This is a genomic window from Streptomyces sp. NPDC052114 (assembly GCF_040680155.1).
Taxonomy (GTDB): domain Bacteria; phylum Actinomycetota; class Actinomycetes; order Streptomycetales; family Streptomycetaceae; genus Streptomyces.
This window is the reverse complement of record NZ_JBFAWC010000009.1, coordinates 90,204-113,118: the sequence shown is the minus strand read 5'-3', so window position 1 is coordinate 113,118 and position 22,915 is coordinate 90,204. Positions and strand designations below refer to the sequence as shown.

General features: G+C 73.9%; 17 protein-coding genes and 1 pseudogene. 8 read left to right on the top strand and 10 right to left on the bottom strand.

The window, feature by feature from the left end:
- Positions 1 to 69: 69 nt before the first annotated feature.
- Together AB0L89_RS20965 and AB0L89_RS20960 are read left to right on the top strand one after the other, a co-directional pair.
- Positions 70 to 1,233: an exonuclease SbcCD subunit D gene (locus AB0L89_RS20965; protein ID WP_365142920.1), complete on the top strand. Its 1,164-nt coding sequence runs from the start codon at positions 70 to 72 to the stop codon at positions 1,231 to 1,233.
- Entirely contained in the window at positions 1,230 to 4,334 is a 3,105-nt protein-coding gene (locus AB0L89_RS20960; RefSeq protein ID WP_365142918.1) for an SMC family ATPase, read from the top strand. The genes AB0L89_RS20965 and AB0L89_RS20960 overlap by 4 nt, the downstream gene beginning before the upstream one ends.
- A gap of 21 nt (positions 4,335 to 4,355) precedes the next feature.
- On the opposite strand, the gene AB0L89_RS20955 is transcribed toward AB0L89_RS20960, so the two are convergent.
- Complete coding sequence (locus AB0L89_RS20955) at positions 4,356 to 4,802, bottom strand: Lrp/AsnC family transcriptional regulator (protein WP_365142916.1); 447 nt, start codon at positions 4,800 to 4,802, stop codon at positions 4,356 to 4,358.
- Between the two features lie 196 nt (positions 4,803 to 4,998).
- A complete protein-coding gene (locus AB0L89_RS20950) occupies positions 4,999 to 5,736 on the bottom strand; it encodes a trypsin-like serine protease (protein WP_365142914.1) in 738 nt (245 codons plus the stop codon).
- A gap of 615 nt (positions 5,737 to 6,351) precedes the next feature.
- Here AB0L89_RS20950 and AB0L89_RS20945 point away from each other — a divergent pair.
- Positions 6,352 to 6,870 carry a rhodanese-like domain-containing protein gene (locus AB0L89_RS20945; protein ID WP_365142912.1) on the top strand — a complete coding sequence of 173 codons (519 nt, stop codon included), beginning with the start codon at positions 6,352 to 6,354 and terminating at the stop codon, positions 6,868 to 6,870.
- Positions 6,871 to 7,045: 175 nt separating this feature from the next.
- Here AB0L89_RS20945 and AB0L89_RS20940 read toward each other — a convergent pair whose 3' ends face one another.
- The gene (locus tag AB0L89_RS20940; RefSeq protein ID WP_365142910.1) at positions 7,046 to 8,764 is read right to left on the bottom strand and encodes a DUF885 domain-containing protein; all 1,719 of its coding nucleotides are present in this window, start codon (positions 8,762 to 8,764) and stop codon (positions 7,046 to 7,048) included.
- 46 nt (positions 8,765 to 8,810) lie between these two features.
- Complete coding sequence (locus AB0L89_RS20935; protein WP_365142908.1) at positions 8,811 to 9,311, bottom strand: Lrp/AsnC family transcriptional regulator; 501 nt, start codon at positions 9,309 to 9,311, stop codon at positions 8,811 to 8,813.
- Positions 9,312 to 9,371: 60 nt separating this feature from the next.
- Here AB0L89_RS20935 and AB0L89_RS20930 point away from each other — a divergent pair, with 60 nt between their 5' ends.
- Complete coding sequence (locus AB0L89_RS20930; RefSeq protein ID WP_365142906.1) at positions 9,372 to 10,655, top strand: PLP-dependent transferase; 1,284 nt, start codon at positions 9,372 to 9,374, stop codon at positions 10,653 to 10,655.
- Positions 10,656 to 10,659: 4 nt separating this feature from the next.
- Here AB0L89_RS20930 and AB0L89_RS20925 read toward each other — a convergent pair whose 3' ends face one another.
- Together AB0L89_RS20925 and AB0L89_RS20920 are read right to left on the bottom strand one after the other, a co-directional pair.
- On the bottom strand, positions 10,660 to 12,132 hold the full coding sequence (locus tag AB0L89_RS20925) for a GNAT family N-acetyltransferase (protein WP_365142904.1): 1,473 nt from the start codon (positions 12,130 to 12,132) through the stop codon (positions 10,660 to 10,662).
- Positions 12,133 to 12,244: 112 nt separating this feature from the next.
- Positions 12,245 to 13,825 carry an alkaline phosphatase D family protein gene (locus AB0L89_RS20920; RefSeq protein WP_365142902.1) on the bottom strand — a complete coding sequence of 527 codons (1,581 nt, stop codon included), beginning with the start codon at positions 13,823 to 13,825 and terminating at the stop codon, positions 12,245 to 12,247.
- A 268-nt stretch (positions 13,826 to 14,093) separates the two neighbouring features.
- On the opposite strand from AB0L89_RS20920, the gene AB0L89_RS20915 reads away from it, so the two are divergent.
- The gene (locus AB0L89_RS20915; RefSeq protein WP_365142900.1) at positions 14,094 to 14,504 is read left to right on the top strand and encodes a VOC family protein; all 411 of its coding nucleotides are present in this window, start codon (positions 14,094 to 14,096) and stop codon (positions 14,502 to 14,504) included.
- Here the strand turns inward: AB0L89_RS20915 and AB0L89_RS20910 are convergent.
- Complete coding sequence (locus tag AB0L89_RS20910; protein ID WP_365142898.1) at positions 14,462 to 16,027, bottom strand: PLP-dependent aminotransferase family protein; 1,566 nt, start codon at positions 16,025 to 16,027, stop codon at positions 14,462 to 14,464. The two genes, AB0L89_RS20915 and AB0L89_RS20910, sit on opposite strands and share 43 nt — an antisense overlap.
- A gap of 211 nt (positions 16,028 to 16,238) precedes the next feature.
- Here AB0L89_RS20910 and AB0L89_RS20905 point away from each other — a divergent pair.
- Positions 16,239 to 17,027 (top strand): annotated as a pseudogene (locus AB0L89_RS20905) (DMT family transporter); the annotation flags it as partial.
- A 105-nt stretch (positions 17,028 to 17,132) separates the two neighbouring features.
- On the opposite strand, the gene AB0L89_RS20900 reads toward AB0L89_RS20905, so the two are convergent.
- Positions 17,133 to 17,981: an alpha/beta fold hydrolase gene (locus AB0L89_RS20900; protein ID WP_365142896.1), complete on the bottom strand. Its 849-nt coding sequence runs from the start codon at positions 17,979 to 17,981 to the stop codon at positions 17,133 to 17,135.
- A 261-nt stretch (positions 17,982 to 18,242) separates the two neighbouring features.
- Here AB0L89_RS20900 and sigJ point away from each other — a divergent pair, with 261 nt between their 5' ends.
- Positions 18,243 to 19,133 carry an RNA polymerase sigma factor SigJ gene (gene sigJ, locus AB0L89_RS20895; protein ID WP_365142894.1) on the top strand — a complete coding sequence of 297 codons (891 nt, stop codon included), beginning with the start codon at positions 18,243 to 18,245 and terminating at the stop codon, positions 19,131 to 19,133.
- Positions 19,134 to 19,440: 307 nt separating this feature from the next.
- Complete coding sequence (locus AB0L89_RS20890; RefSeq protein WP_365142892.1) at positions 19,441 to 20,199, top strand: GntR family transcriptional regulator; 759 nt, start codon at positions 19,441 to 19,443, stop codon at positions 20,197 to 20,199.
- 108 nt (positions 20,200 to 20,307) lie between these two features.
- Here AB0L89_RS20890 and AB0L89_RS20885 read toward each other — a convergent pair whose 3' ends face one another.
- A complete protein-coding gene (locus tag AB0L89_RS20885; protein ID WP_365142890.1) occupies positions 20,308 to 21,465 on the bottom strand; it encodes an ROK family transcriptional regulator in 1,158 nt (385 codons plus the stop codon).
- 133 nt (positions 21,466 to 21,598) lie between these two features.
- A complete protein-coding gene (locus AB0L89_RS20880; protein ID WP_365142888.1) occupies positions 21,599 to 22,840 on the bottom strand; it encodes a histidine kinase in 1,242 nt (413 codons plus the stop codon).
- Positions 22,841 to 22,915 lie beyond the last annotated feature (75 nt).

Here is a 22,915-nt window from a genome sequence, read left to right as displayed (position 1 = left end):
GGCCCGGGAAGGGGCGGTTGCGGCGGTAGCCGCCCGTGATGTCCGACCCGCCCGTTAGTCTCGGGGATCATGAGGCTGCTGCACACGTCCGACTGGCACCTGGGCCGCTCGTTCCACCGCGTGAACATGCTCGACGCCCAGGCCGCGTTCATCGGTCATCTCGTCGCGACCGTGCGCGAGCGCGCGGTGGACGCCGTCGTGGTGGCCGGGGACGTGTACGACAGAGCGGTGCCGCCGCTCGCGGCCGTCGAGCTCTTCGACGACGCCCTGCACCGGCTCGCGGACCTCGGCGTGCCGACGGTCATGATCTCCGGGAACCACGACTCGGCGCGCCGCCTCGGCGTCGGCGCCGGCCTCATCGACCGCGCCGGCATCCACCTGCGCACCGACCCGTCCGCGTGCGCCGAGCCGGTCGTCCTGGCCGACAACCACGGGGACGTGGCGTTCTACGGCCTGCCCTACCTCGAACCCGCGCTGGTCAAGGACGAGTTCGGCGTCGCCAAGGCGGGCCACGAGGCGGTCATCGGCGCCGCCATGGACCGGGTGCGCGCCGACCTCGCCACCCGCGCGCGGGGCACCCGCTCCGTCGTCCTCGCGCACGCCTTCGTCACCGGCGGCGAGGCCAGCGACAGCGAGCGGGACATCACGGTCGGCGGCGTCGCGGCCGTGCCCTCCGGAGTCTTCGACGGCGTCGACTACGCCGCGCTGGGCCACCTGCACGGCAGCCAGACCATCACCCCGCGCGTGCGCTACTCCGGATCGCCGCTGCCGTACTCGTTCTCCGAGGCCGACCACCGCAAGAGCATGTGGCTCGTCGACCTCGGCCCCGACGGCGGGATCGAGGCCGAGCGCGTCGACTGCCTCGTGCCACGCCCGCTCGCCCGCGTCAGGGGCACCCTCGACGCCCTGCTCGACGACGAGGACCTCGCTCGCCACGAGGAGGCCTGGGTCGAGGCCACCCTCACCGACGCGGTGCGCCCCGACGACCCGATGGCCCGGCTCTGCGAGCGCTTCCCGCACACCCTCAGCCTCGTCTTCGACCCGGACCGCGCGCCCGACGACCCGGACGTGTCGTACGCCAAGCGGCTGGAGGGCCGCAGCGACCAGCAGATCGCGGAGGACTTCGTGACCCATGTGCGCGGCGCGGGACCCGACGACGAGGAACAGGCCGTGCTGCGCTCGGCGTTCGACGCCGTCCGCGCCGACGACACGCTGCGCGAGGTCGCCCGATGAGACTCCACCGCCTCCGCCTCACCGCCTTCGGCCCCTTCGGCACCGCCCAGGACATCGACTTCGACGAGCTGTCCGCCGCCGGGCTCTTCCTGCTCCACGGCCCCACGGGCGCCGGCAAGACCTCCGTCCTGGACGCCGTCTGCTACGCCCTCTACGGCTCGGTCCCCGGCGCCCGCCAGGGCGCGGGACAGGGCATGACCCTGCGCAGCGACCACGCGCCGCACGGCACACGCACCGAGGTGTGCCTCGAACTGACCGTCTCCGGGCGCCGCCTGGAGATCACCCGCCAGCCGCCCTGGGAGCGCCCCAAGAAGCGCGGCACCGGCACCACCACGGAGAAGGCGCAGAGCTGGCTCCGGGAGTACGACGCCGGGGCGGACGTGGAGCCGGGCGGCTGGAAGGACCTCAGCCGGTCCCACCAGGAGATCGGCGAGGAGATCACGCAGCTCCTCGGCATGAGCAAGGAGCAGTTCTGCCAGGTCGTGCTCCTGCCGCAGGGCGACTTCGCCCGTTTCCTGCGCGCCGACGCCGAGGCGCGCGGCAAGCTGCTCGGCCGGCTCTTCGACACGCGCAGGTTCGCCGCCGTCGAACAGCGGCTCGCCGAGCAGCGGCGCACCACCGAGGCCGGGGTCAAGGAAGGCGACGCGGCCCTCCTGGCCGACGCGCACCGCATGCAGCAGGCGGCGGAGGACGACGGCGGGGGCACCGAGCTGCCCCTGCCGGACGCGGCCCCCGGCGACCCGGGCCTGGCCGAGGCGGTCCTCACCTGGGCCGCCGTCGTCCGCACGAGCGCCCGCGAGCGCCTCACCGTCGCGCACTGCGCGCTCGCCGCCGCCGAATCCGGCCAGGCAGCCGCGGAGCGCGAGCTCGGGGACGCGCGCGAACTCGACCGGCTCCAGCGCCGGTTCGCCGAGGCCCAGGAGCGCGCGGCACGGCTCCACACGCGCGAGGACGAACAGCGCGGCCTCCAAGAGCGGCTGGAGCGGGCCCGCAAGGCCGAGACCGTCGCGCCCGCGCTCTCCCTGCGCGACACCGCCGACGCCGAGCACCGCACAGCCGCGACGGCGGAGGCACAGGCGCGCGGCCGGCTGCCCGGGACGTTCGCCGCCGCCGGCGCGTCGGGCCTCGCCGCCGCCGCGCGCAAGGCCGCGGAGGACCTCGGCGGCCTCGCGTCCGCCCGGCGCGCCGAACAGCGGCTCGCGGACATCACCGCGGAGCGCACGGCGCTGGACCGCCAGGAGCGCGCCGACGACGACCTCCTCCAGGAGGCGTCGAGCTGGCTCGACGCCTGGGAGGAGAACCGCGCCGCCCTCCACGAGCGCATCACCTCCGCCCAGGAGGCCGCCACGCATGCCGAGCGTCTGGCAGGGCGCCTCGAACCGGCCCAGGCACGTCTCGCGGCGGCGCGCCGCCGCGACCGGCTCGCCCAGGACGCGGCACAGGCGCAGGAGCGAGCCCTCGCCGCCCGCGAGAGCGCCACCGCCGCCCACGAGCACTGGCTCGCCCTCAAGGAACAGCGCCTGACCGGCATCGCCGCCGAACTCGCCGCGCACCTCACCGACGGCGAGCCGTGCGCGGTGTGCGGCGCGACGGAACACCCCGCGCCCGCGCGGAAGGTCGCCGGACACGTGGACCGCGGCGCAGAGGAAGCCGCGCTCGCCGCCCACCGCGAGGCGGACGAGTCCCGCACGGCCGCCGAGCGCGCGCTCGGCGACGTACGCGAACTGCTCGCGGCGGCGACGGAGGCCGCGCGGGGCGGCACGGCACCGGAGCGGGAGGCGGCACAGGACGGCACCCGCGCGCCGGACGCGCAGCCGACGGGCGCCGCCGCGCGGGAGGCCACCGTCGACGAACTCGCCGCGGCCGTCGAGGAGCTGCGCCGCGCCCACGCCGTGGCCCACGAGAGCGCCTCCGGGCTGCACGCCGCAAGGGAGGCCCTCGCGCGGGCCGAGCGCGAGTACGACCGCAGACTCGCCGGGCAGCAGGAGGCCGCTCGCCGGGCCGCCTCCCGGACCACCCTGCGCGACGCCCTGGAGCGCGAACGGACGGCACTGGACGAGGAGTTGGCCCGCGCGCGTGGCGGTGCCGGCAGTGTGGCGACCCGCGCCCACCAGCTGGAGCGGCAGGCCGCGCTGCTCACCGAGGCCGCGGACACCGCCCGCGCCGCCGACGAGACCGCCGAGCGCCTCAAGGACGCGGACGCGCGACTCGCCGACGCCGCCTTCCGCGCCGGGTTCGACACGCCGACGGACGCGGCTGCGGCGCTGCTCGACGACGCCGGGTACCGCGAGGTCCAGCACCGCATCGACGCCTGGCGCAACGAAGAGGCCGCGGTCCGCTCGGTGCTCGCCGAACCGGACACGGCCGCCGCCGCGCGCCAGCGGCCCGCCGACCTCCTCGCGGCGCGGAGCGCCGCCGACGCCGCGGGCCTGCGCCTGCGCCGGGCGGCCTCGGCGCGCGACGCCGCGGCCCGGCGCTGCGCCGAACTCGACCGGCTCTCGGGCCGGGCGGCGGACGGGATGCGGGGACTCGCGCCCCTGCGCGCCGCGTACGACCGGGTGGCGCGCCTCGCCGGTCTCGCCGCGGGCACTTCGGCGGACAACGAACGCCGGATGCGCCTGGAGTCGTACGTGCTGGCGGCCCGGCTGGAACAGGTCGCGGCGGCCGCGACCGTGCGGCTGCGGCGCATGTCGTCCGGGCGTTACACCCTCGTGCACTCCGACGACCGCACGGGGCGCGGCCGTTCGGGCCTCGGCCTGCACGTCGTCGACGCCTGGACGGGCCGCGAGCGCGACACGGCGACGCTGTCGGGCGGCGAGACGTTCTTCGCCTCGCTGGCGCTCGCGCTCGGCCTCGCCGACGTGGTCACCGACGAGGCGGGCGGCGTCCGCCTCGACACGCTCTTCATCGACGAGGGCTTCGGCAGCCTCGACGACCAGACGCTCGACGAGGTCCTCGACGTCCTCGACGCGCTGCGCGAGCGGGACCGCAGCGTCGGCATCGTCAGCCACGTAGCGGACCTGCGACGCCGCGTGCACGCGCAGCTGGAGGTCGTGAAGGGGCGCGCGGGATCGACGGTGCGGTTGAGGGGCGGCGGCTGAGCGGCGTCCGTGCCGCCGGGGTCAGCGTCCGAGGGGGCGGCGTGGCAAGGGGGAGGAGTAGACGACGCTCGTCGTCACCGATCCCAGTGCGCCGATCTTTCCGGAGACCTCTTCGAGGTGCTGCATCGAGCGCGCGGTGACCTTGATGACGAAGCAGTCGTCGCCCGTGACGTGGTGCGCCTCCAGGATCTCGGGGGTGGCGTCGACCAGGTCGTGGAAGGGCTTGTAGTTGCCGTTCGGATAGCGCAGCCGTACGAACGCGAGGATGGGGAGGCCGAGCCGCTCCGGGTCGACCACGGCGGCGTATCCCTGGATGACGCCCGCCTCCTCCAGGCGCCGCACGCGTTCGGTGACGGCGCTCGCCGACATCGAGACGGCGCGCGCCAGTTCGGCGTAGCTGGCGCGGCCCTCGCGCTGGAGGACCTCGAGTATGCGCCAGTCGGTGGCGTCCGTGGAATAACCCGTCATCCCCGAGAGGTACCAGGGAAATCCCCGGTCGATCAAGGGGTGAGCCCGAGAAAGTCGCTGCTCGGAGGGTGTCGCCCCCGCGCGGTGGGAGCGCGGAGGCGACGGTTCTTGCGGGTTCCCGGGACCCGGGAGCCCTCAGGCTGCCCGGCTTCCGGGCCCGGGGAGCCGGGCCTCAGGTGCCCGTGCGGTCATGCCGTCAGACGCCCGCGACGCTCTGGATCCAGGAGCGGTACGCCGTCACGTTCGTGTAGGCCGTCGTGGTCTGGCGGTCGCTGGTGGAGGCGACGCCGACCTGCGCGCCGCCGGCCATCATCGGACCGCCCGAGTCGCCGCCCGCGGTGATGCCGTCGCCGCGGCGGGCGCAGATGGCCTGGCCCTGGTAGGCGTCACGGCAGCCGCCGGTCACGACGACGTTGGCGACCTTCAGGAGCCGGGACTGGCAGTTGATCTCAGGGCTGCACTGGGAGGTCGCTCCCCAGCCGTAGACCTGGACGGTCTGGCCCACGGAGACGGATCCGGGAGTGCCCAGACGCGCGTACGTGCCCGGCACGGAGCGGTCCAGCTTGACCAGGGAGAGGTCCGAGGCCGAGTGGCTGGTGACGCTGATGCCGTTGGCCGTGGTGCCGCCGGACGACTGGTCGAGGCTGCCGATGCGGAAGGAGAGGCCGCCGCCGCTGACGCAGTGCTTCGCGGTGAGGATCCAGGTCGGGGCGATGATGGTGGCGCTACAGGTCTGCCGGCCGTTGGAGAAGAGCCGGGCCGCCCAGGGCGCGTTGCTCGCGTTGCCGCCGCCGATGATCGGCTGGGGGGAGTCGACGGAGGCCGCCGGGGGAGCTGGTGTCTGCGCGGCGGTCTGGGCCACTGCCGTGGGGGCGAGCCCCAGAACGGCGAGGGCGGTGGCCGCGAGCGCGGGGACGAGTCTGGATATACGCACGTTCGTCTCCATTGTGTGGGGATGAAACGTTCTGTTGGGGAGCAGGGCTGCATAGGTATGCGGCCACGGTGCACACGCAGGAGGCGGGTAACTCCTGTTGCGTGCATGCCATTTCGGCTGGGGTGAATCTGGCAGAGGAGGCGTCGGCGGCGCAAGAGGTCGGCCGCCGGAAATCCGTTGCCATCGTGGGCCGGTGGCGTTCCTCGGACCGCTTTCTTAGACCAGCGCGGCGCATTGACCTTCAATCGAACGATCAGTCGGGCGTTCGCCCCTGCCGCGCCGCTGGCCGGATGTCGTCGTTCCGGGGGGCGGGTGGGTGTGCTGCCGGGCTGATCCCTCGTCATGGAGTGCGCGTGCCGCGGTGTTTTGCGGCAGCGCGGAACCGCCGTGTGAGCTTGCGTTTTTCCGCATGGGCAAGCGGACTCTGGTCTGAACCATTCTCGGCGGGAAGGGTGCCCCTCTGGCAACGGTCTTTCGCGACAAAGCCGTTCTCTCCGCGCCTCCATGAGTGGCCCCGGCGAATGCCGCGCATCGCAGGGGATTCCACGGCGCGACGGTCGTGATGCCGGGGAAAAGCCCTTCAGGGTTTCGGCCACCGCCCGTAGATTTTCTGCCATGAACAACACGAACGTGCAGCTCAGCGCCCCTTCCGCAGTCCCCGCCGCCACGGCGGGCAACCCCGTTCTGCGTGTCCCCCCGGCATCCCCGGCCGCGGCTGCCGCCTACTTCGGCGCGAGCCTCGCCTTCCACGCGGACGTCTCCGACGTGGCGTCCGCGCTCGCCGCCGAGGGCGACCCGGGCTTCGTCGTCATCGACACCCGCTCCACCGCGTCCTGGGGCCAGGGGCACGTCCCCGGCGCCCTCCACCTGCCCACGGCACTCATCCCCGAGCAGGCGGAGGCGCTGCTCGACAAGTCGGTGCCCGTCGTCACCTACTGCTGGGGCCCCGGCTGCAACGGCGCGACCCGCGCGGCCCTCGCCCTCGCCCAGCTCGGCTTTCAGGTCAAGGAGATGCTGGGCGGCTTCGAGTACTGGGCGCGCGAGGGCTTCGAGTTCGAGACCTGGGAGGGCCGCGAGCGGCGTGACCCGGACGCGCTCACGGCGCCGGTCGACGCCGAGGACTGCGGCTGCTGAGGTCCGTGCAGGGGCAATCGCCGCGCGCGGCGGCCGCGCGGCACGCATCACCGCGCTCGTCACCGGAGCCAGTCGGCGCGGCTCGCCCGCGCGGCCGTGACCTCCGGGGCGAACTCGGGGTCGGGCCGCGCGGCGCGCTAGGAGGCGGACGGGACGACGGAGGCGAAGCCGGCACTTACAGCGCGGACAACTCGTCGACCAGGTCGTCCAGGCCCAGCGAGCCCTGCGAGAGCGCGGCCATGTGCCAGGCCTTGGCGTCGAACGCGTCGCCGTGCCGACGGCGCGCGTTCTCCCGGCCGAGCAGCCAGGCGCGCTCGCCGAGCTTGTAGCCGATGGCCTGGCCGGGCATGGTCAGATAGCGCGTCATCTCGCTCGTCACGTAGTCCGTGGGACGGCTGCAGTGCGCGTCGTAGAACTCCTGGGCGAGGTCGGGCGTCCAGCGCTCGCCCGGGCGGAAGGGCGAATCCGCCGGAATCTCCAGTTCCAGGTGCATGCCGATGTCGACGATGACCCGCAGCGCCCGCATCATCTGGGCGTCCAGATAGCCGAGCCTGCGCTCGGGGTCGGTCAGGAAGCCGAGCTCGTCCATGAGCCGCTCCGCGTACAGCGCCCAGCCCTCGGCGTTGGCGCTGACGATGCCGACGGTGGCCTGGTAGCGCGAGAGGTCCTTCGCGACGTGCGCCCACTGGGCCAGCTGGAGGTGATGGCCCGGCACGCCCTCGTGGTACCAGGTGGAGACCAGGTCGTAGACGGGGAAGCGGGTGTCGCCCATCGTCGGCAGCCAGGTGCGGCCGGGGCGCGAGAAGTCCTCGGAGGGGCCGGTGTAGTAGGGGGCCGCGGCGCCGCCGGGCGGGGCGATGTGGGACTCCACCTTCCGTACCCGCTCGGCGAGTTCGAAGTGCGTGCCGTCCAGGGCGCCGATGGCCTCGTCCATCAGCTCCTGCAACCAGACGCGGACCTCCTCGACGCCCTCGATGTGCGTCCCGTGCTCGTCGAGGTGGGCCAGCGCCACCCACGGCGTCTCGGCGCCGGGCAGGATCTTCTCGGCCTCGGCCCGCATCTCCGCCAGCAGCCGGTGGAACTCCGCCCAGCCGTACGCGTACGCCTCGTCCAGATCCAGGTCGGTGCCGTTGAAATCGCGGGAGAGGAGGGCGTAGCGCTCGCGGCCCACGACGTCGGGGGAGCCCTCGATCGCGGGCGCGTAGACGTCCCGCATCCAGTCGCGCAGCGCCACGACCGACGCGGTCGCGGCCCGGGCCGCGGCGTCCAGGTCGGCGCGCAGCGCCTTGGGGCCCGCGGTCGCGAAGTCCTCGAACCAGCCGCGTCCGCTCGGCTCCGCGCCCGCCTCGCCCGCCCACTCGGTCAGCTGCCCGATGAAGGTGGCGGTCGGGCGCGGCGGCCCGAACAGCTTGCGCTCCAGGCCCAGTTCGAGTCCGGCGCGATAGCCCTCCAGCGCGGCCGGCACGGCCCGCAGCCGCTCCGCGATCGCCGCCCAGTCCTCCTCGGTCTCCATGGGAGTCACCGTGAAGATCTCCCGCACCTGGTGCGGCATCGTGTGCAGATTGCCGACCGCGCGCAGCCCCTCGCCGGCCTCGTGCACGGCCAGCTGGGCGGTGAGCCGCTCCCGCAGCAGCCGGCCGCAGCGGCGCTCGATCTCACTGTCCGCGCCGGGCAGGCGCTCGGCCTCGTCGAGCCGGGCCAGCGTCGTCCGGGCCAGGCGGGCGAGGGCCTCCTGGCCCTCGGGGGAGGTGTCGGGGAGCTTGCTGTTGCTCTCCTTGACGCCGAGATACGTGCCCGTGATGGGGTCGAGGGCGATCAGCTCGTCGACAAAGGCGTCGGCGACGGCGCGGGGCAGGAGACCGGTGTTCGGCTGCGGGTTCTTCGTGTCTGACATGCGGACATCCTCGTACGCGGGACGGGCGCGCGTCATCAAGATTCACTCACTGGCCGGGCGCTGCCGCGGCCACGGGGTCGGGCGGCAGCAGCGGGCCGCACGCCCACTGCTGGAAGATCAAGCGCGTCTCCACGCGCGCCACTTCGCGCCGTGCCGTGAACTCGTCGAGGACGAGCCGCTGGAGATCCGCCGGTCCGGCCACCGCCACGTGCACCAGGAAGTCGTCGGGCCCCGTGAGGTGGAACAGGGACAGCGACTCGGGGAGGGCGCGTACGCGTTCGATGAACGGGCCCACGAGGTCCCGGCGGTGCGGCCGGACCTGGACGGACAGGAGCGCCTCGAGTCCGCGGCCGAGTTTCGCCGGGTCGAGCCGCAGGTCGTGTCCGAGAATCACCCCCGAGCGCCGCAGCCGCGTCACACGGTCGAGGCACGTGGACGGCGCGACACCTACCTGCGCCGCCAGGTCGCGGTACGTGGTCCGGGCGTCGTTCTGCAACAGGCGCAAAATATGCAGGTCCACCGGGTCCAGTGCGACAGATTCGGCCATCGGCCGAACGTAGCACGGCATCCCGGCGACGGTCCCCGGCCGATGTTCAGCCTGGGCGACATGGAAGCGAACACCGGCACCGCATCGCGCACCCCCACCCCCACCGCCGACGTCACGTCACCGCCGCGCGCCCTGGCCACCGAGGCCGTGCACGCGGGCCGCGACGACCTGGCCGACCTCGGCCTGCACGCCCCGCCGATCGACCTCTCCACGACCTACCCCTCCCGGGACAGCCGCGGCGAGGCCGCGCGCATCGACGCGTTCGCCGCCGACGGGACCGTCGACGACGGCCCGCCGGTATACGCCCGCCTCGGGAACCCCACCGTCGCCCGGTTCGAGACGGCCCTCGCCCGCCTCGAAGGCACGGAGAGCGCGGTCGCGTTCGCGAGCGGCATGGCGGCGCTGACCGCCGTCCTTCTCGTCCGAGGGGCCGCGGGCCTGCGCCACGTCGTGGCCGTCCGCCCGCTGTACGGATGCAGCGACCACCTGCTCACCGCGGGCCTGGTCGGCACCGAGGTGACCTGGGTCGATCCGGCGGGCATCGCGGATGCCGTCCGGCCCGACACCGGCCTGGTGATGGTCGAGTCACCCGCCAACCCCACCCTCGCCGAACTCGACCTGCGCGCGCTCGCCCACGCCTGCGGCACGGTGCCGCTGCTCGCCGACAACACCTTCGCCACGCCCGTGCTGCAGCGGCCCGTCGAGAGCGGCGCCCGCCTGGTCCTGCACAGCGCCACGAAGTACCTGGGCGGGCACGGCGACGTCCTCGGGGGAGTGGTCGCGTGCGACGAGGAGTTCGCGCGACAACTGCGCCAGGTGCGGTTCGCCACCGGCGGCGTGCTCCATCCGCTGGCCGGGTACCTGCTGCTGCGCGGCCTGGCCACGCTGCCGGTCCGGGTGCGGGCGGCGTCGGCGAACGCGGCGGAGCTGGCCCGCAGGCTCGCCGCCGACCCGCGCGTGGCCCGCGTCCACTACCCGCGGCTCGGCGGGGCCATGGTCGCCTTCGAGGTGCACGGCGACCCGCACGAGGTGATCGCGGGAGTACGGCTGATCACTCCGGCGGTCAGCCTCGGCAGCGTCGACTCGCTGATCCAGCATCCGGCGTCCATCAGCCACCGCGTGGTCGACGTCGGCGACCGGCACGCGTCCGGCGTGAGCGACCGGCTGCTGCGGATGTCGTGCGGACTGGAGGACGTCGAGGACCTGTGGCGTGATCTGGACCGGGCACTGGGCGGTCCGGGTGCCCGTCCCGCAGGAGGCTTCCGTCCTCGGGACGGCCACGGCCCTGTAGGGATGTCCGTCCGGGAGGGGCAACCTGCCCCGGAGGCCGTCCCGGCCCCGTGAACCGTCAGCGTTCCAACCGCTGATGCCGTTCGGCCGGGCCGTCCCGCCCCTCCTCGACGTCGTACGGCAGGCGTGAGCCGACCGGCGTCGCGTCGAGGCGGGCCGTGATCACGAGCGTGCCCTCCTCGATCTGGTAGTCGAGCGGCAGGCCCAGGCCGCGCATCGCGGCGACCATGCCCGTGTTGGACGCCTGCGTCACCGCGTACACGCTCTCGCAGCCCGCCTCGACCGCCATCGTCACGAGCCTGCCGAGCAGCTGACCGCCGATGCCGCGGCGCTGCCAGCCGTCCTCGACGAGCAGCGCGACCTCGGTCTCGTCGCCGTCCCAGAGGAGGTGGCCGATCCCGACGATCCTGCCGGACGCGGTCTGCACCGCGAGGGTGCGGCCGAACCGGGGGCTGAGCAGGTGGTTGAGGTAGCGGTCGGCGTCGCGCACGGGGCCGTGGTACCGCATGCTCAGCGTGCGCGGGGAGCAGCGCTCGTGCATGGCCTTGGCGGCGGCGACGTCGCCGGTGTCGGCCCGGCGCACGGTGATCGAGTCGCCCTCGGGCAGCGTCAGGACGTCCTGGCTGCGGGGGATGCGCGGGCCGAGGCGGGTGTCGAGCTCGACCAGGGCCCGTGCGCGGGCGAACTCCGTGGGAGTGAAGGGCAGATAGGGCCGCTCAATGGTGATCACTTCGCCCTCGGGGCCCTTGAGGCGCAGCACGGTGCCTTCGAGTACGCCGTCGACCGGGACGCCGTCCGCCTGCGTGGCCTCGCCCTTGCGTGCCGTGGCGGGCAGCGAGCGGATGGTGCAGCGGCCGAGCAGGTGGCGCAGCGCGAGCGGCAGTTCGGCCGCGTCGAGCGCGGTGCGGGTGGCCAGGCCCAGGATGCGGGTGGGGGCGTCCACCAGGTCGTGGGCGTCGGCGCGCTCGATCCAGGTGCCGGAGCCGCCGGCGCGGGAGACGGCCCGGGTGATCGCGGCGGCGGACAGGTCGTCGGGAGCGCGCAGTAGGAACTCGTCGACGGTGCCCTCGGCCAGCGGGTGGGCCTGGAGACTCAGGATGTCCACGCGCTGCTCGGCGAGGGAACCGCACAGGGCGGCCAGGGAGCCCGGTTCGTCCCGCACCGTGGTCCGCATCCGCCACAGGGTGCCGGCACCCGGTACCGGCGCGTCGGCGGACGCCCCCGCGGTCGTCGTGGGGCCGGTGGTCGCGGGCCCGGCCTGCTCCGCGTCCGCGGGCGGCCGGGCGCCGGTATCGTGCGCCGTCGGTGGCGCGTGGTTGTGGCGCCGTGCCCACCACGTGTGGAAGCCGACCGTGGCGAGGAGCACCACGGCCGACACCACGAGCAGGGCGGGCCCGTCGGGGCCGTGCCCGACCATGTTCGCCACGGCGTCGGCCACCGCGACGGCCGTGAAGAGCGCCGCCAGTTCGACCACGTCGCGCCGCCAGTGGTGAACGGGGCGACCGTGCTTGGTCCGTGTCACGTCAGGCATCTCAGCTCGCATACGGCCACTGTGCTGGACGGGTGTTGCGTGATCACGAACGATGTGTGACCGATGGGTTAAGAGGTCATATGTCCCTTCAGTGGCGATTTGCCCTGGCGGGCTACTGTCCCACCCGCCCCGGCTCCAGGACCTGCGTGAACAGCACGCCACCACCCTCCTGCCGCAGCCGCACCGTCAGCGCGCCGCTGTCCCCGTCGATGTCGACCTCGCCGAAGTACTGCGGGGTCTCGGCCGGGGAGGTGTTGGCACGGCTCGGCGCCTTGATGAACTTCTGCTCGGGACCGAACGTCCCGTCGAGCTTCGTCGCCGGGAAACCGCCGGCGGCCAGCGGCCCGGACACGAACTCCCAGAACGGCGCGAAGTCCTTGAACGCCGCGCGCGAGGGGTCGTAGTGCTGCGCCGAGGTGTAGTGGACGTCGGCGGTCAGCCACAGCGTGCCGGTGATCCTGCGGTGCTTGATGTGCCGCAGCAGCTCGGCGATCTGCAGCTCGCGGCCCAGCGGGGCACCGGGATCGCCCTGCGCCACGGCCTCGAAGTTCTCCTTGCCGTCGGCCACGACCAGGCCCAGCGGCATGTCGGAGGCGATGACCTTCCACACCGCACGCGAGCGTGAGAGCTCCCGCTTCAGCCAGGCCAGCTGCCGGGCACCCAGGATGCCGGTGGCGTCGTCGGGCTGCCGGCCCGGCGAGTTGGCGTTGCGATAGGAGCGCATGTCCAGGACGAACACGTCCAGGAGCGGACCGTGCCGCAGCACGCGGTACACCCGGCCGTCCTCGTCGCCCGGCGGCAGCGTCGAGACGGGGAAGTACTCGCTGAACGCCCGCAGCGAGCGCCCGGCGAGGACGTTCACGTCCTTCTCCGTGTAGCGCGCGTCGTCCAGGATCTGCCCGGGGTACCAGTTGTTGCGCACCTCGTGGTCGTCCCACTGCACGATGGACGGCACCTGGGCGTTGAACCGCCTGAGGTTCTCGTCGAGGAGGTTGTAGCGGAACGCGCCGCGGAACTCCGCGAGCGACTCGGCGACCTTGGACTTCTCCTCCGTCGTGACATTGCGCCACACCGTGCCGTCGGGCAGCGTGACGCTCGGCAGGATGGGCCCGTCGGCGTAGATGTTGTCGCCGCTGCACAGGAAGAAGTCCGGGTCCCGCCGCCGCATCTCCTCGAAGACGCGATAGCCGCCCCGGTCGGGGTTGATGCCCCAGCCCTGCCCGGCGATGTCGCCCGACCACAGGAAGCGCACGCCCTGCTTGCGGCCCTTGGGCGTGGTGCGGAACGTGCCGCGGACCGGTTCGCCGGTGCGCCGGGGGTCGTCGGGGTCCGCGAGCAGCACGCGGTAGTGGATCTGCTCGCCCGCGGGCAGACCGCGCAGCCGGGCCGTCCCGGTGAAGTCCGTGTCCGGGCCGAGCAGCGGGCCGTGCCACCGCCGGGGATTGCGGAACGACTCGGTGGCCGACGTCTCCACGATCATCCGGGCCGGTCTGTCGGACCGGACCCACACGAGCCCCGAATGCGCGCCCACGTCGCCCGCCTGCACCCCCCACCCGGCCTTCGGGCGTCCCGAGAGGGCGAGCGAGGGGGCCGCCCCGGCCAGCGCGGGCACGGCGAGCGCCGCCGGAACGGCGAGCGAACCGCGCAGCACACTGCGGCGGCGGGGGGACGGGCTCGGCTGACGATCTGACATGAATGCGCCTCCAGTTGACGGGTGCGACCAGTGTGCGGGTGCCCGGCCGGTACTGCGCCACAGCGTCCACGCGAACCACAAGTGAACAACTCCCCACAGGCGAGGGGGAACCGCCGCGCGGGGATCCCGTCGACCCGGCCTGGGCCGATGGTCGTACGTCGCAGGGCCGGACGCCCGGGACCCACGACCGATGTCCGCAAGATCCACTGCTGGCTACGCTCGGGACCAGGGCACGCCGCCGGGCGTGCCGCACCGAAGGGGGAGTCCCGTGCCCGTGAACGGCCGGAGCCACATCCGCATCGCCCGCCCGTCCCGCGACCTGGCGGCCGCCGAGCGCTTCTGGGCCGGCGGACTCGGCCTTGACGTGGTGTACCGGGCCGAGAGCGGCGGCGCGCCCGGCGAGCACGACCTGCTCATGGTGGGCTGGCCCGACGCCTCCTGGCACCTCGAACTGGTCCACGATGAGGCCGCGCCCGTCCGGCCCCGGCCCACCGAGGAGGACCTGCTCGTCGTGTACGTCGACGGCGAGGTGCCCGACGCACTCGTCACGCGCCTGGAGGAGCACGGCGGCAAGCCGGTCCTGTCGCCCAACCCCTACTGGAACGAGTGGGGCGTCACCGTGGAGGACCCCGACGGCTACCGCTTGGTGCTCTCCACCCGCGCGTGGTCCAACTCCTGAGCCGTCCGCGCCGCGCCCGCCTTGCGCCCCGGCCGGGCCTTGCGCAGGGCCTCCGGTTGATGGACGACCGTCGGCTGCCGCACGGCCTCCGCCAGGATCCGTACGCCCTCGGTGATGCGGGCCGGTGACAGGTGGGCGTACCCGAGCACCAGACGCACGCCGTCGCCCGCCGGACCCGTGCGGTCCGCCGCCGCGCCGTAGTCGCTCAGCGGACGGACGGCGACGCCCGCCGCCGCGGCCCGCGCCAGGAAGGCGTCCTGCGGGCCCCAGCGGGCGGGCAGCCGGGCGATGACGTGCAACCCGGCCGCGATCCCGGTGACCCGCACGCCCGGCAGCCGCTCGTGCAGCGCCGCCACCAGCGCGTCCCGGCGCTCGCGGTACGCCCGCTGGCAGCGGCGCAACTGCCGGTCGTAGTCGCCCTGCTCGACGAACCCGGCCAGGAGCGCCTGGTCGAGTGCCGGGTTGCCCAGGTCGACGACGCGCTTGCGCTCCACGATCTCCTCGGCGAGCCTCTCCGGCACCAGCACCCAGCCCAGCCGCAGCCCGGGAGCCAGCGACTTGCTGACCGATCCGGTGTACGCGACGTGCTCGGGGTCGAGGCCCTGCAACGCGCCCACCGGGGCGCGGTCGTAGCGGAAGTCCCCGTCGTAGTCGTCCTCGACGACCAGGCCGTCCACGGACCGCGCCCAGTCCAGGAGCGCGGCGCGGCGCCGCGCGGAGTAGGCGATTCCCGCGGGGAACTGGTGGGCCGGGGTGGTGACGACCGCGCGCACGCCCTGTTCCCGCAGGGCGTCGACGACCACGCCCTCCTCGTCCACGGGGATGCGCACCGGCGCGACCCCCGCGGCGGCGAGCAGCGTCTCGTGCTCGGGGCTCCCGGGGTCCTCGACGCCGATCGCGGTGTGTCCGCGCGCGTGGAGCACCTGCGCCAGGAGCGTCATCGCCTGGGCCACTCCGGAGCACACGACCACGCGCTCCGGTTCCGCGACCACGCCCCGGCGCCGCACGAGCAGTTCGGCCAGAACCGTCCGCAGCCGGGGCAGCCCGCGCGGGTCCGGATAGCCCAGCATGTGGTGCGGCAGCGCGGCGAGTTCGCGCCGGTGGGCGGCGGCCCAGGCGGCGCGCGGGAACAGCGACAGGTCCGGGAGGCCGGGAAGGAAGTCCACGCGCGCGTGGCCGTCGCGCGGCGCGAGGTCGCGCACCGGGGGCGTCGCGGCCCGCGCCGCGTCGCTCACCCACGTCCCCGAACCGCGGTCGCTGCGCAGATAGCCCTCCGCCGTCAACTGCTCGTACGCCTCCGTGATCAGGCCCCGGGAGACGCCCAGGTCGGCGGCGAGTTCACGGCTGGAGGGCAGTCGGGTGCCCGGCGTGAGCCGGCCCGACCTGACGGCCTCGCGCAGGGCCGAACGCAGCGTGCGGCCCCGGCTGCGCGCGGGGGCGGACACGGCCGGCAGCAGCAGTTCCCAGGCGGCGTTCCACCGCCCGCGGCCGGCGTCACTCTGTGGCAGTGATGTCAGCGCCATGCACCTCTTCGGTCTTCTTGTTCCTCGGACGAACGGGTGGACTGATGAACGGTCGCGCAGGTGAACGTTCGTGCGGGTGAGCGGTCGTGCGGTGGGGAACGCGGGTGCCGGTCGGAGCGAGCGTACGGGTGACGGGCCGGGCGAAGTGGTCCCCGAAGCAGCCACGGAAGTGGACCTCGAAGGGGACCGCCGGGCTTCCTAGCGTCGAGGCATGAACGTGAACTCCACGCGAGGAGCGCTGCCCGCGGCCCTCGCCTGTCTCCTCGTCGGCTGCTCCTTCACCGCCAACAGTGTGCTGGGCGACTACCCATACCTGGGAGGCCAGTTCGTCCGCTACGGCTTCGCGTGTCTGCTTCTCATCCCCCTGTTGGGCACGGGCGGCACGAGGCCTCTGCGACGCCTGAGCACCGGCCAATGGGGCCGCCTCGCGCTTCTCGCGGCCGTGGGGATGGTCGGTTTCAACGTGGCGATTCTGGCTGCGGAACGATCGGCGGAACCTGCCGTACCGGGTGTCTTCGTAGGATGCGCGCCGGTTGTCGTGGCCCTCCTTGTGCCCCTCCTGGAACGGCGTTCCCCTCAAAGGGCCGTGCTGCCCGGCGCCCTGCTCGTCGCCGCCGGGGCCTTCGCCGTGCAGGGGTGGGGCCGCACCGACGTGCCGGGGCTCGTCTTCTCGGTGGGCGCGCTCGCCGGTGAGGTCGGCTTCGCGGTGCTCGCGGTGCCCGTGGTGCGCCCGCTCGGCCCCCGGCTCCTCGCGGCCACCGTGTGCGGCCTCGCCGCCGTCGAGTCGGCGGTCCTGGGGATCGCCGTCCACGGGAGTGCCTTCGTGAGCCTGCCCGACCTCACCGAAGGCGCCGCCCTGCTGTGGCAGTCGGCGATCGTCACCGTCGTCGGGTTCGTCCTCTGGTACACGGGCCTGCAGCGCATCGGCGCCGAGCGGGCCACGCTCTTCTCGGGACTCATCCCGGTCGCGACGGCCTGCACCGCGCCCCTCGTCGGGACGGGAAGCTACGGAGCACCCCAGGCCATCGGCAGCGCCCTCGTCGGCGCCGGGGTGGCCCTGGGGTCCGGAGTCCTCGGCCGGCGTACGTCGACGGCAGGCGTCGGGTCAGCGGCTGACGTCGGGTCGGCGGCAGGTGTCGAGGATGACGCGCGAGACGAGGGCCGGGTCGTCGTGCATCGGCACATGACCGCACCCGCGCAGCCGGACGAGCCGCGCGCCGGGGATGGCGTGCTTGGCGCGGATGCCCTGGCGGGGCAGGAGCAGCCGGTCCCGCGTACCCCAGGCGACGGTGACGGGCAGGCCCGGCACGTCGTCCCGGACGACGACGTCACGCCCGGCCGCGAGCGTCGCGTCGAACCCGGTGGCATCGCGCAGCGCGAGCGTCTCGGCGACGACGGCCCCCGGTGAACGGCGCCAGGGGCGGGCGTAGATGGTGCTCGTCAGCGCCGTGCGCCCGGCCGCCGAGCCCGACAGGCGCTCGATCGCGGGCAACGGCAGCAGCCGGGCGCCCCGCCGCATCGCGAGCAGTGTGGTGAACGCGTACCGGCGCTCCGCGGGCGACCAGAAGCCGCCGGGGGACAGTGCGGTGACGGAACGCACGAGCTTCTCGCGGCCCAGCTCCAGGGCGAGCAGCCCGCCGAGCGAATTGCCCGCCACGTGCGGACGTTCGACCTCCAGGGCCTCGCAGAACGCGCCGAGGACGGGGACGACCGTCGCGAGGTCGTAGGCGAGTCCGTCCGGCAGCGCGGGGGACGCCCCGAAGCCGGGCAGGTCCGCGGCGATCACGTCGTGCTCGGCGGCCAGGATCTCGATCACCGGGTCCCAGGCCTGCCGGTGGTGTCCGATGCCGTGCAGCAGGAGCAACGGCTCGCCGGCGCCCGCCCGTTCATAGCCGACCGTCACGGTGCGCGGGCCGTCGGGGGACGCCACGCCGAAGGACACCTCTGACGCCATGACCACTCCTGTCCCCGCCGCGGGGCGACGGCTCGTCCGATGCGTTAGACATGCTGTCAGCAACAATTACCGCTCAGTAGCCCCCACTTCAAGCGCTCCGTGGGCCCCACTTCAAGAGGGCCGCCGTCGGCCCTGGCCGGATCCGGCCGGACCCGCCGCCGTCACGCCCCGCGCACACCCCCGCGAGGGGACGCCCGATGTGCTCTGCGCCGCACCGATTTCTCCTGGACAGACGCTGTTTCGTGGGCTGGGATGGAGGGCGTGGGTACCGACAGCGCGACCGATGTCTTCGAAGAGCACCGCCCCGTCCTGATGGGCGTCGCCTATCGCATGCTCGGCCGGGTGGCCGACGCGGAGGACGTCGTCCAGGAGGCGTGGCTGCGCTGGTCGGCGGCCGACCACGACCAAGTGCGCGAGCCGCGCGCCTACTTGGTGCGCGTGACGACCCGGCTCGCCGTCGACCGCCTGCGCCACGTGCAGTCCCGGCGCGAGGCGTACGTGGGGCCGTGGCTCCCCGAGCCCTACGTCACCGACTTCGGGCGGACCGTCCCCGATACCGCGGAGCGTGCCGTCCTCGCCGAGTCGGTGTCCCTGGCGGTCCTCGTCGTCCTGGAGTCCCTCTCGCCCCTGGAGCGCGCCGTGTTCGTGCTCCGCGAGGCCTTCGGGTTCCCCTTCTCCGAGATCGCCCTCACGCTCGACCGCAACGAAGCCGCCGTGCGCCAGCTCGCGGCGCGGGCGCGCAAGCACGTCGACGCGGGCCGCCCGCGCTACGAGGTGGACCCGGCCGAGCGCCGCGACCTGACCGAGCGCTTCCTCGCGGCGGCGACGGAGGGCGACCTGGACGGGCTGATGTCGCTGCTCGCGCCGGACGTCCGCCTGGTCGGCGACAGCGGCGGGAAGTCCAAGGCGCCGCTGCGGGTCATCGAGAGCGCCGACAAGGTGGGTCGGTTCCTGCTGGGCGCCGCCCGCAAGAGCGTGCCCGGAGCCGGCGAGTTCGCCTTCCGGTTCCTGGAAATCAATGGCGCCGACTCCGTGCTCTTCCTCGTCGACGGCAAGCCGGACAGCATCTTCCAGTTGGATGTCGCCGACGGGCGGGTCCAGAGCGTCTACATCGTCCGTAATCCGGACAAACTCGTGTCGCTCGCGCCCTAGAGCGGCGCCTCGGGATCGTCGCCGGCGCCGTATTTCCGCAGGACAGAGCCCCCGCCCGGAAAAGCGGGGGCTTTTTGCTGCGATCTTTGTGCGCCGTTCACGCGCGCGTGGCCGATTTCGCCCGCTTGGCCCCGCACGAACAGCACATGAATGCTCTGTGGCATCACCCCTGTGCGGGCTGTAACGGATCGAGGATTGGTCTTGACCAAGGGTGAGTGCGGCCCTATGGTCGCAGAGATAGTGCAGGAACCTTTAATAAACAAGGGCGCTAAAAAGCCGCCGGTGAACGGCGATTGCGGAGGACAGGGTGGGGACCACGCAGCTCGAAACGGTGCCGGAGCCGAAGTACTGGCATCTGAAGACCGTGCTCAGTGAGGCACTCGACTCCGAGTTCACGGTCGGCGAGATCCTGCCGAACGAGCGCGACCTCGCCGCCCGCTTCGGTGTCGCCCGTGCCACGCTCCGGCAGGCTCTCGAACAGCTCGAACTCGAAGGCAGGCTCCAGCGCCGCCGCGGAGTCGGCACGACCGTCGCTCCGCCGCGGATGGGCGTGGCCGTCGGATCGGCGCAGGGCTCGTGGCCGGGCGCGGTCGGCGACGCCTGGCAGCCCGCGGACTGCGCGCCGGCGGCCCCGCCCGCCGAGGTGGCCCGCATGCTGGAGACGCTCCCCGAGGAGCAGGTGCACGTGGTGCGCCGCACCCGCGTGTCGAACGGCCAGCCCGTCGCCGCCGAGCTCCTGTACGTTCCCACGTCGGCGGTCGCCGAGCTGACCGGGATGGACGCGCCGTCCGGCGCGGCCCGCGCCCGCGTGGTCCTGCGCGAACTCGCCCGGCTCGACCTCGAGGGCCAGGACCGGGCCGTCGAGCTCGGCTCGGCCCGCGCGGACGACGCCAAGGCGCTGGACCGCCTCCCGGGGGCACCGGTCCTCGTAGTGACGACCCGCTTCTTCGCCGAGGGGCGTACGGCCGCGGTCTCGGTGGCCACCTACCGCGCCGACACGTGCCGCCTCACCTTCGGCGACACGGGCGGCGTCGAGATCCACCACGAGGGGGAGGGGCGGGCCTAGACCGAGGCCGCCGACGGGGTCCGCGACGTACGCGAGCCCCAGCTCAAGTGATACGGCATCCAGCGCCCGGCACTCCGTGTGCCGGGCGTCCTGTGTGCGCGGCGGTGCTCAGCGCCGGGCCGTGACCGTTCCCTCCACGGCGAACAGCTGCTCCTCCACGTGGTCGAGTGCCAGACGCAGGGCGCCGGTCGAGACCGCCGCCTCGCCCAGCGTCGACAGGGCCACCTTCGGAGGGCGCAGGCAGTAGCGGGCCAGTTCGCGGTCCAGGGGCTCCAGGACGCCGTCCAGGCCCGAGGCCCAGCCGCCCACGACGACCAGCTCGGGGTCGAGGGCGAGGACCAGGGCCGCCACGTCGTGGACGAGGCGCTGGATGAAGCGCTCCACCGCCGCCCGGGCGCGCTCGTCGCCCTCGCGCGCGTGGGCGAAGACGTCGGCCACCGCCTCCTCGTCCAGAGGGTGCAGGGGCTCGCCCGTGGTGGACAGGAGGGTCTCCGGGGTGGCCTCGCGGCCCAGCAGGTGCAGCGCGCCGATCTCGCCGGCCGCGCCGCCGTAGCCGCGGTGCAGCCTGCCGCCGATCAGGGACCCGGCGCCGGGGCTCAGCCCCGCGCGCACGAACACCACGTCGTCCGTGTCGGCCGCGACGCCCTTCCAGTGCTCGGCCACGGCCGCGGCGTTCGCGTCGTTCTCCACCAGGACCGGACACTTGAACGAGCGGCGCAACCGCTCGCCCAGCTGGAGACCCGTCCACTCGGGCAGCGCCGTGCACAGTTGCACCGTGCCGTCCGCCTCCAGGATGCCGGGGCTGCCCACGCCGACCGCGCGCAGTGAACTGCGGGCGATGCCCGCGCGGCGCAGCACGTCGGCGACCATCGTCCGCAGGCGATCGAGCCGGTCGTCCGCCGAGGCTTCCGCGGAGACGCTCTTCGCGCCGGTGCCGAGGACCGTGCCGTCGAGGTCCGAGAGGACGGCCGCGACGCGGTGCGGGCCGATCTCCAGGCCGAGCAGATGCCCTGCCTCCGCCCGGAAGCGGAACTTCCGGGCGGGGCGTCCCTGGCGCCGGGTGCCACTGTCCTCGGGGGCGGACTCCACCACGAGCCCCGCCTCGATGAGTCCCTCGACGACCCCCTCGACGGTGGGCCGGGAGAGCCCGGTCACGCGGGTGATCTCCGTGAGCGTCGCCAAGTCCGCGGCGCGCAGCGCGTGCAGCACCACCGCGGAGTTGATCCGCCGCAACAGAGAGGGGTCCCCGCCGGTCAGCTGCCCCAACGTCCGTCCTCCCAGCTCGTGCGCATGATGGCCGGATCGTACTCGCAGGACGGGACAGCGGCGAGTGCCGGACCCTCCGGAGTCCCGCACGCCGACAGGCGCGACACTGCGACCGGCGTCCGGTCAGCGTAGATCACCGAAGGGGTAGTTCGACGTGGACCTGCCATGCATCGTCGTGCGGACCCGTCGTGGCGCGCCCGCCGAGGAGCGCGGCGCGCTCGCGTATGCCGTGCAGTCCGCTGCCGCCGCGAGCGGTGCCGGGAGAGGCCGACGGGGGCAGTGCGTTGCGTACGTCCAGCACGAGGCGCGCGTCGTCGACGGCGACGCGCAGCCGTACCGGAACCGGGCCCGCGTGGCGCAGCACGTTCGTCAGCGCCTCCTGGAGCATGCGGTAGCCCTCCCGGGAGACCGGCCCCGGCACGCGCTCCACCGGGCCCGTCACCTCGACGTCGACCTCGGTGCCCGAGGCACGGGCGGAGACGAGCAGGCGCTCGGTGTCGAAGAGCGTGGGCCGGTCGCCCGCGGGCTCCCCGTCCTCGCGCAGGACGCGCAGGACGCGTTCCAGGTCCTCCAGGGCGGCCCGGCCGGTCTCTTCGACGGCCTCCAGAGCACGGTCGGTGAACGCGGGGTCGGCCGCGGCTCTCGCGGCGCCCGCCTGGACGACGGCGACGGTCAGCGCGTGCCCGATCGAGTCGTGCAGCTCCCGGGCGATGCGATTGCGTTCCAGGAGCTGTTCGGTGCGCTCCTCCAGGACGGCGAGGCGCTCCGCGGGGGAGGGGCCCAGGAGGTGGCGTGCCGCGCCCGCCATGACGTGACCGGTCGCGACGACCAGCGCGAGGACGGCGAGGACGGGGAGCACGCTCAGGGGGATGTCCGCCCGGCCCAGGGACGGCACGCGCGGGAACGCGCCCGCGTCGTGGGAGCGTTCGTCGTCCGTCGAGCCCAGCAGAGTCAGACTCAGCCCCAGGAGCTGCACCGTCGCCAGGGCCGTGACGACCCCGACCTCCAGGCGCAGCACGAGCCACAGCGCGGTCCTGGCCCGGTCGCGCCACGAGGCGGACGGGGCCACGGAGATGCCCGGGGCGCCCTCGGCGCCCGCCACGCGCGCGTGCCCGTCGTGTCCCGGCGGTGGCGGGGCCGGGAACAGCATCAGCCGTGCCTGGAGCCCCTCGACGCGTCGCATGGCGGGCACCATGGCGGCCACGACGACCAGGGGCACGGGAATGACGAGCAGGAGGAGCCAGTCGGTACGCGCGTCGACGGGCAGGCCGGGATAGATCGCGCCGCAGATCCAGGCGACCACCGAGCCCACGAGGACGTGCAGCCAGCGCGCGTAGGTGACCGCGCGGGTCAGGGGTCTCAGGAAGCCGGGCATGACGTCATCCTGCCAGCCGTTCCCGCGTGGGCGGATCCCCTGCCCGGGGGAGGCGAACTCCCTGGTCCGGGGCGC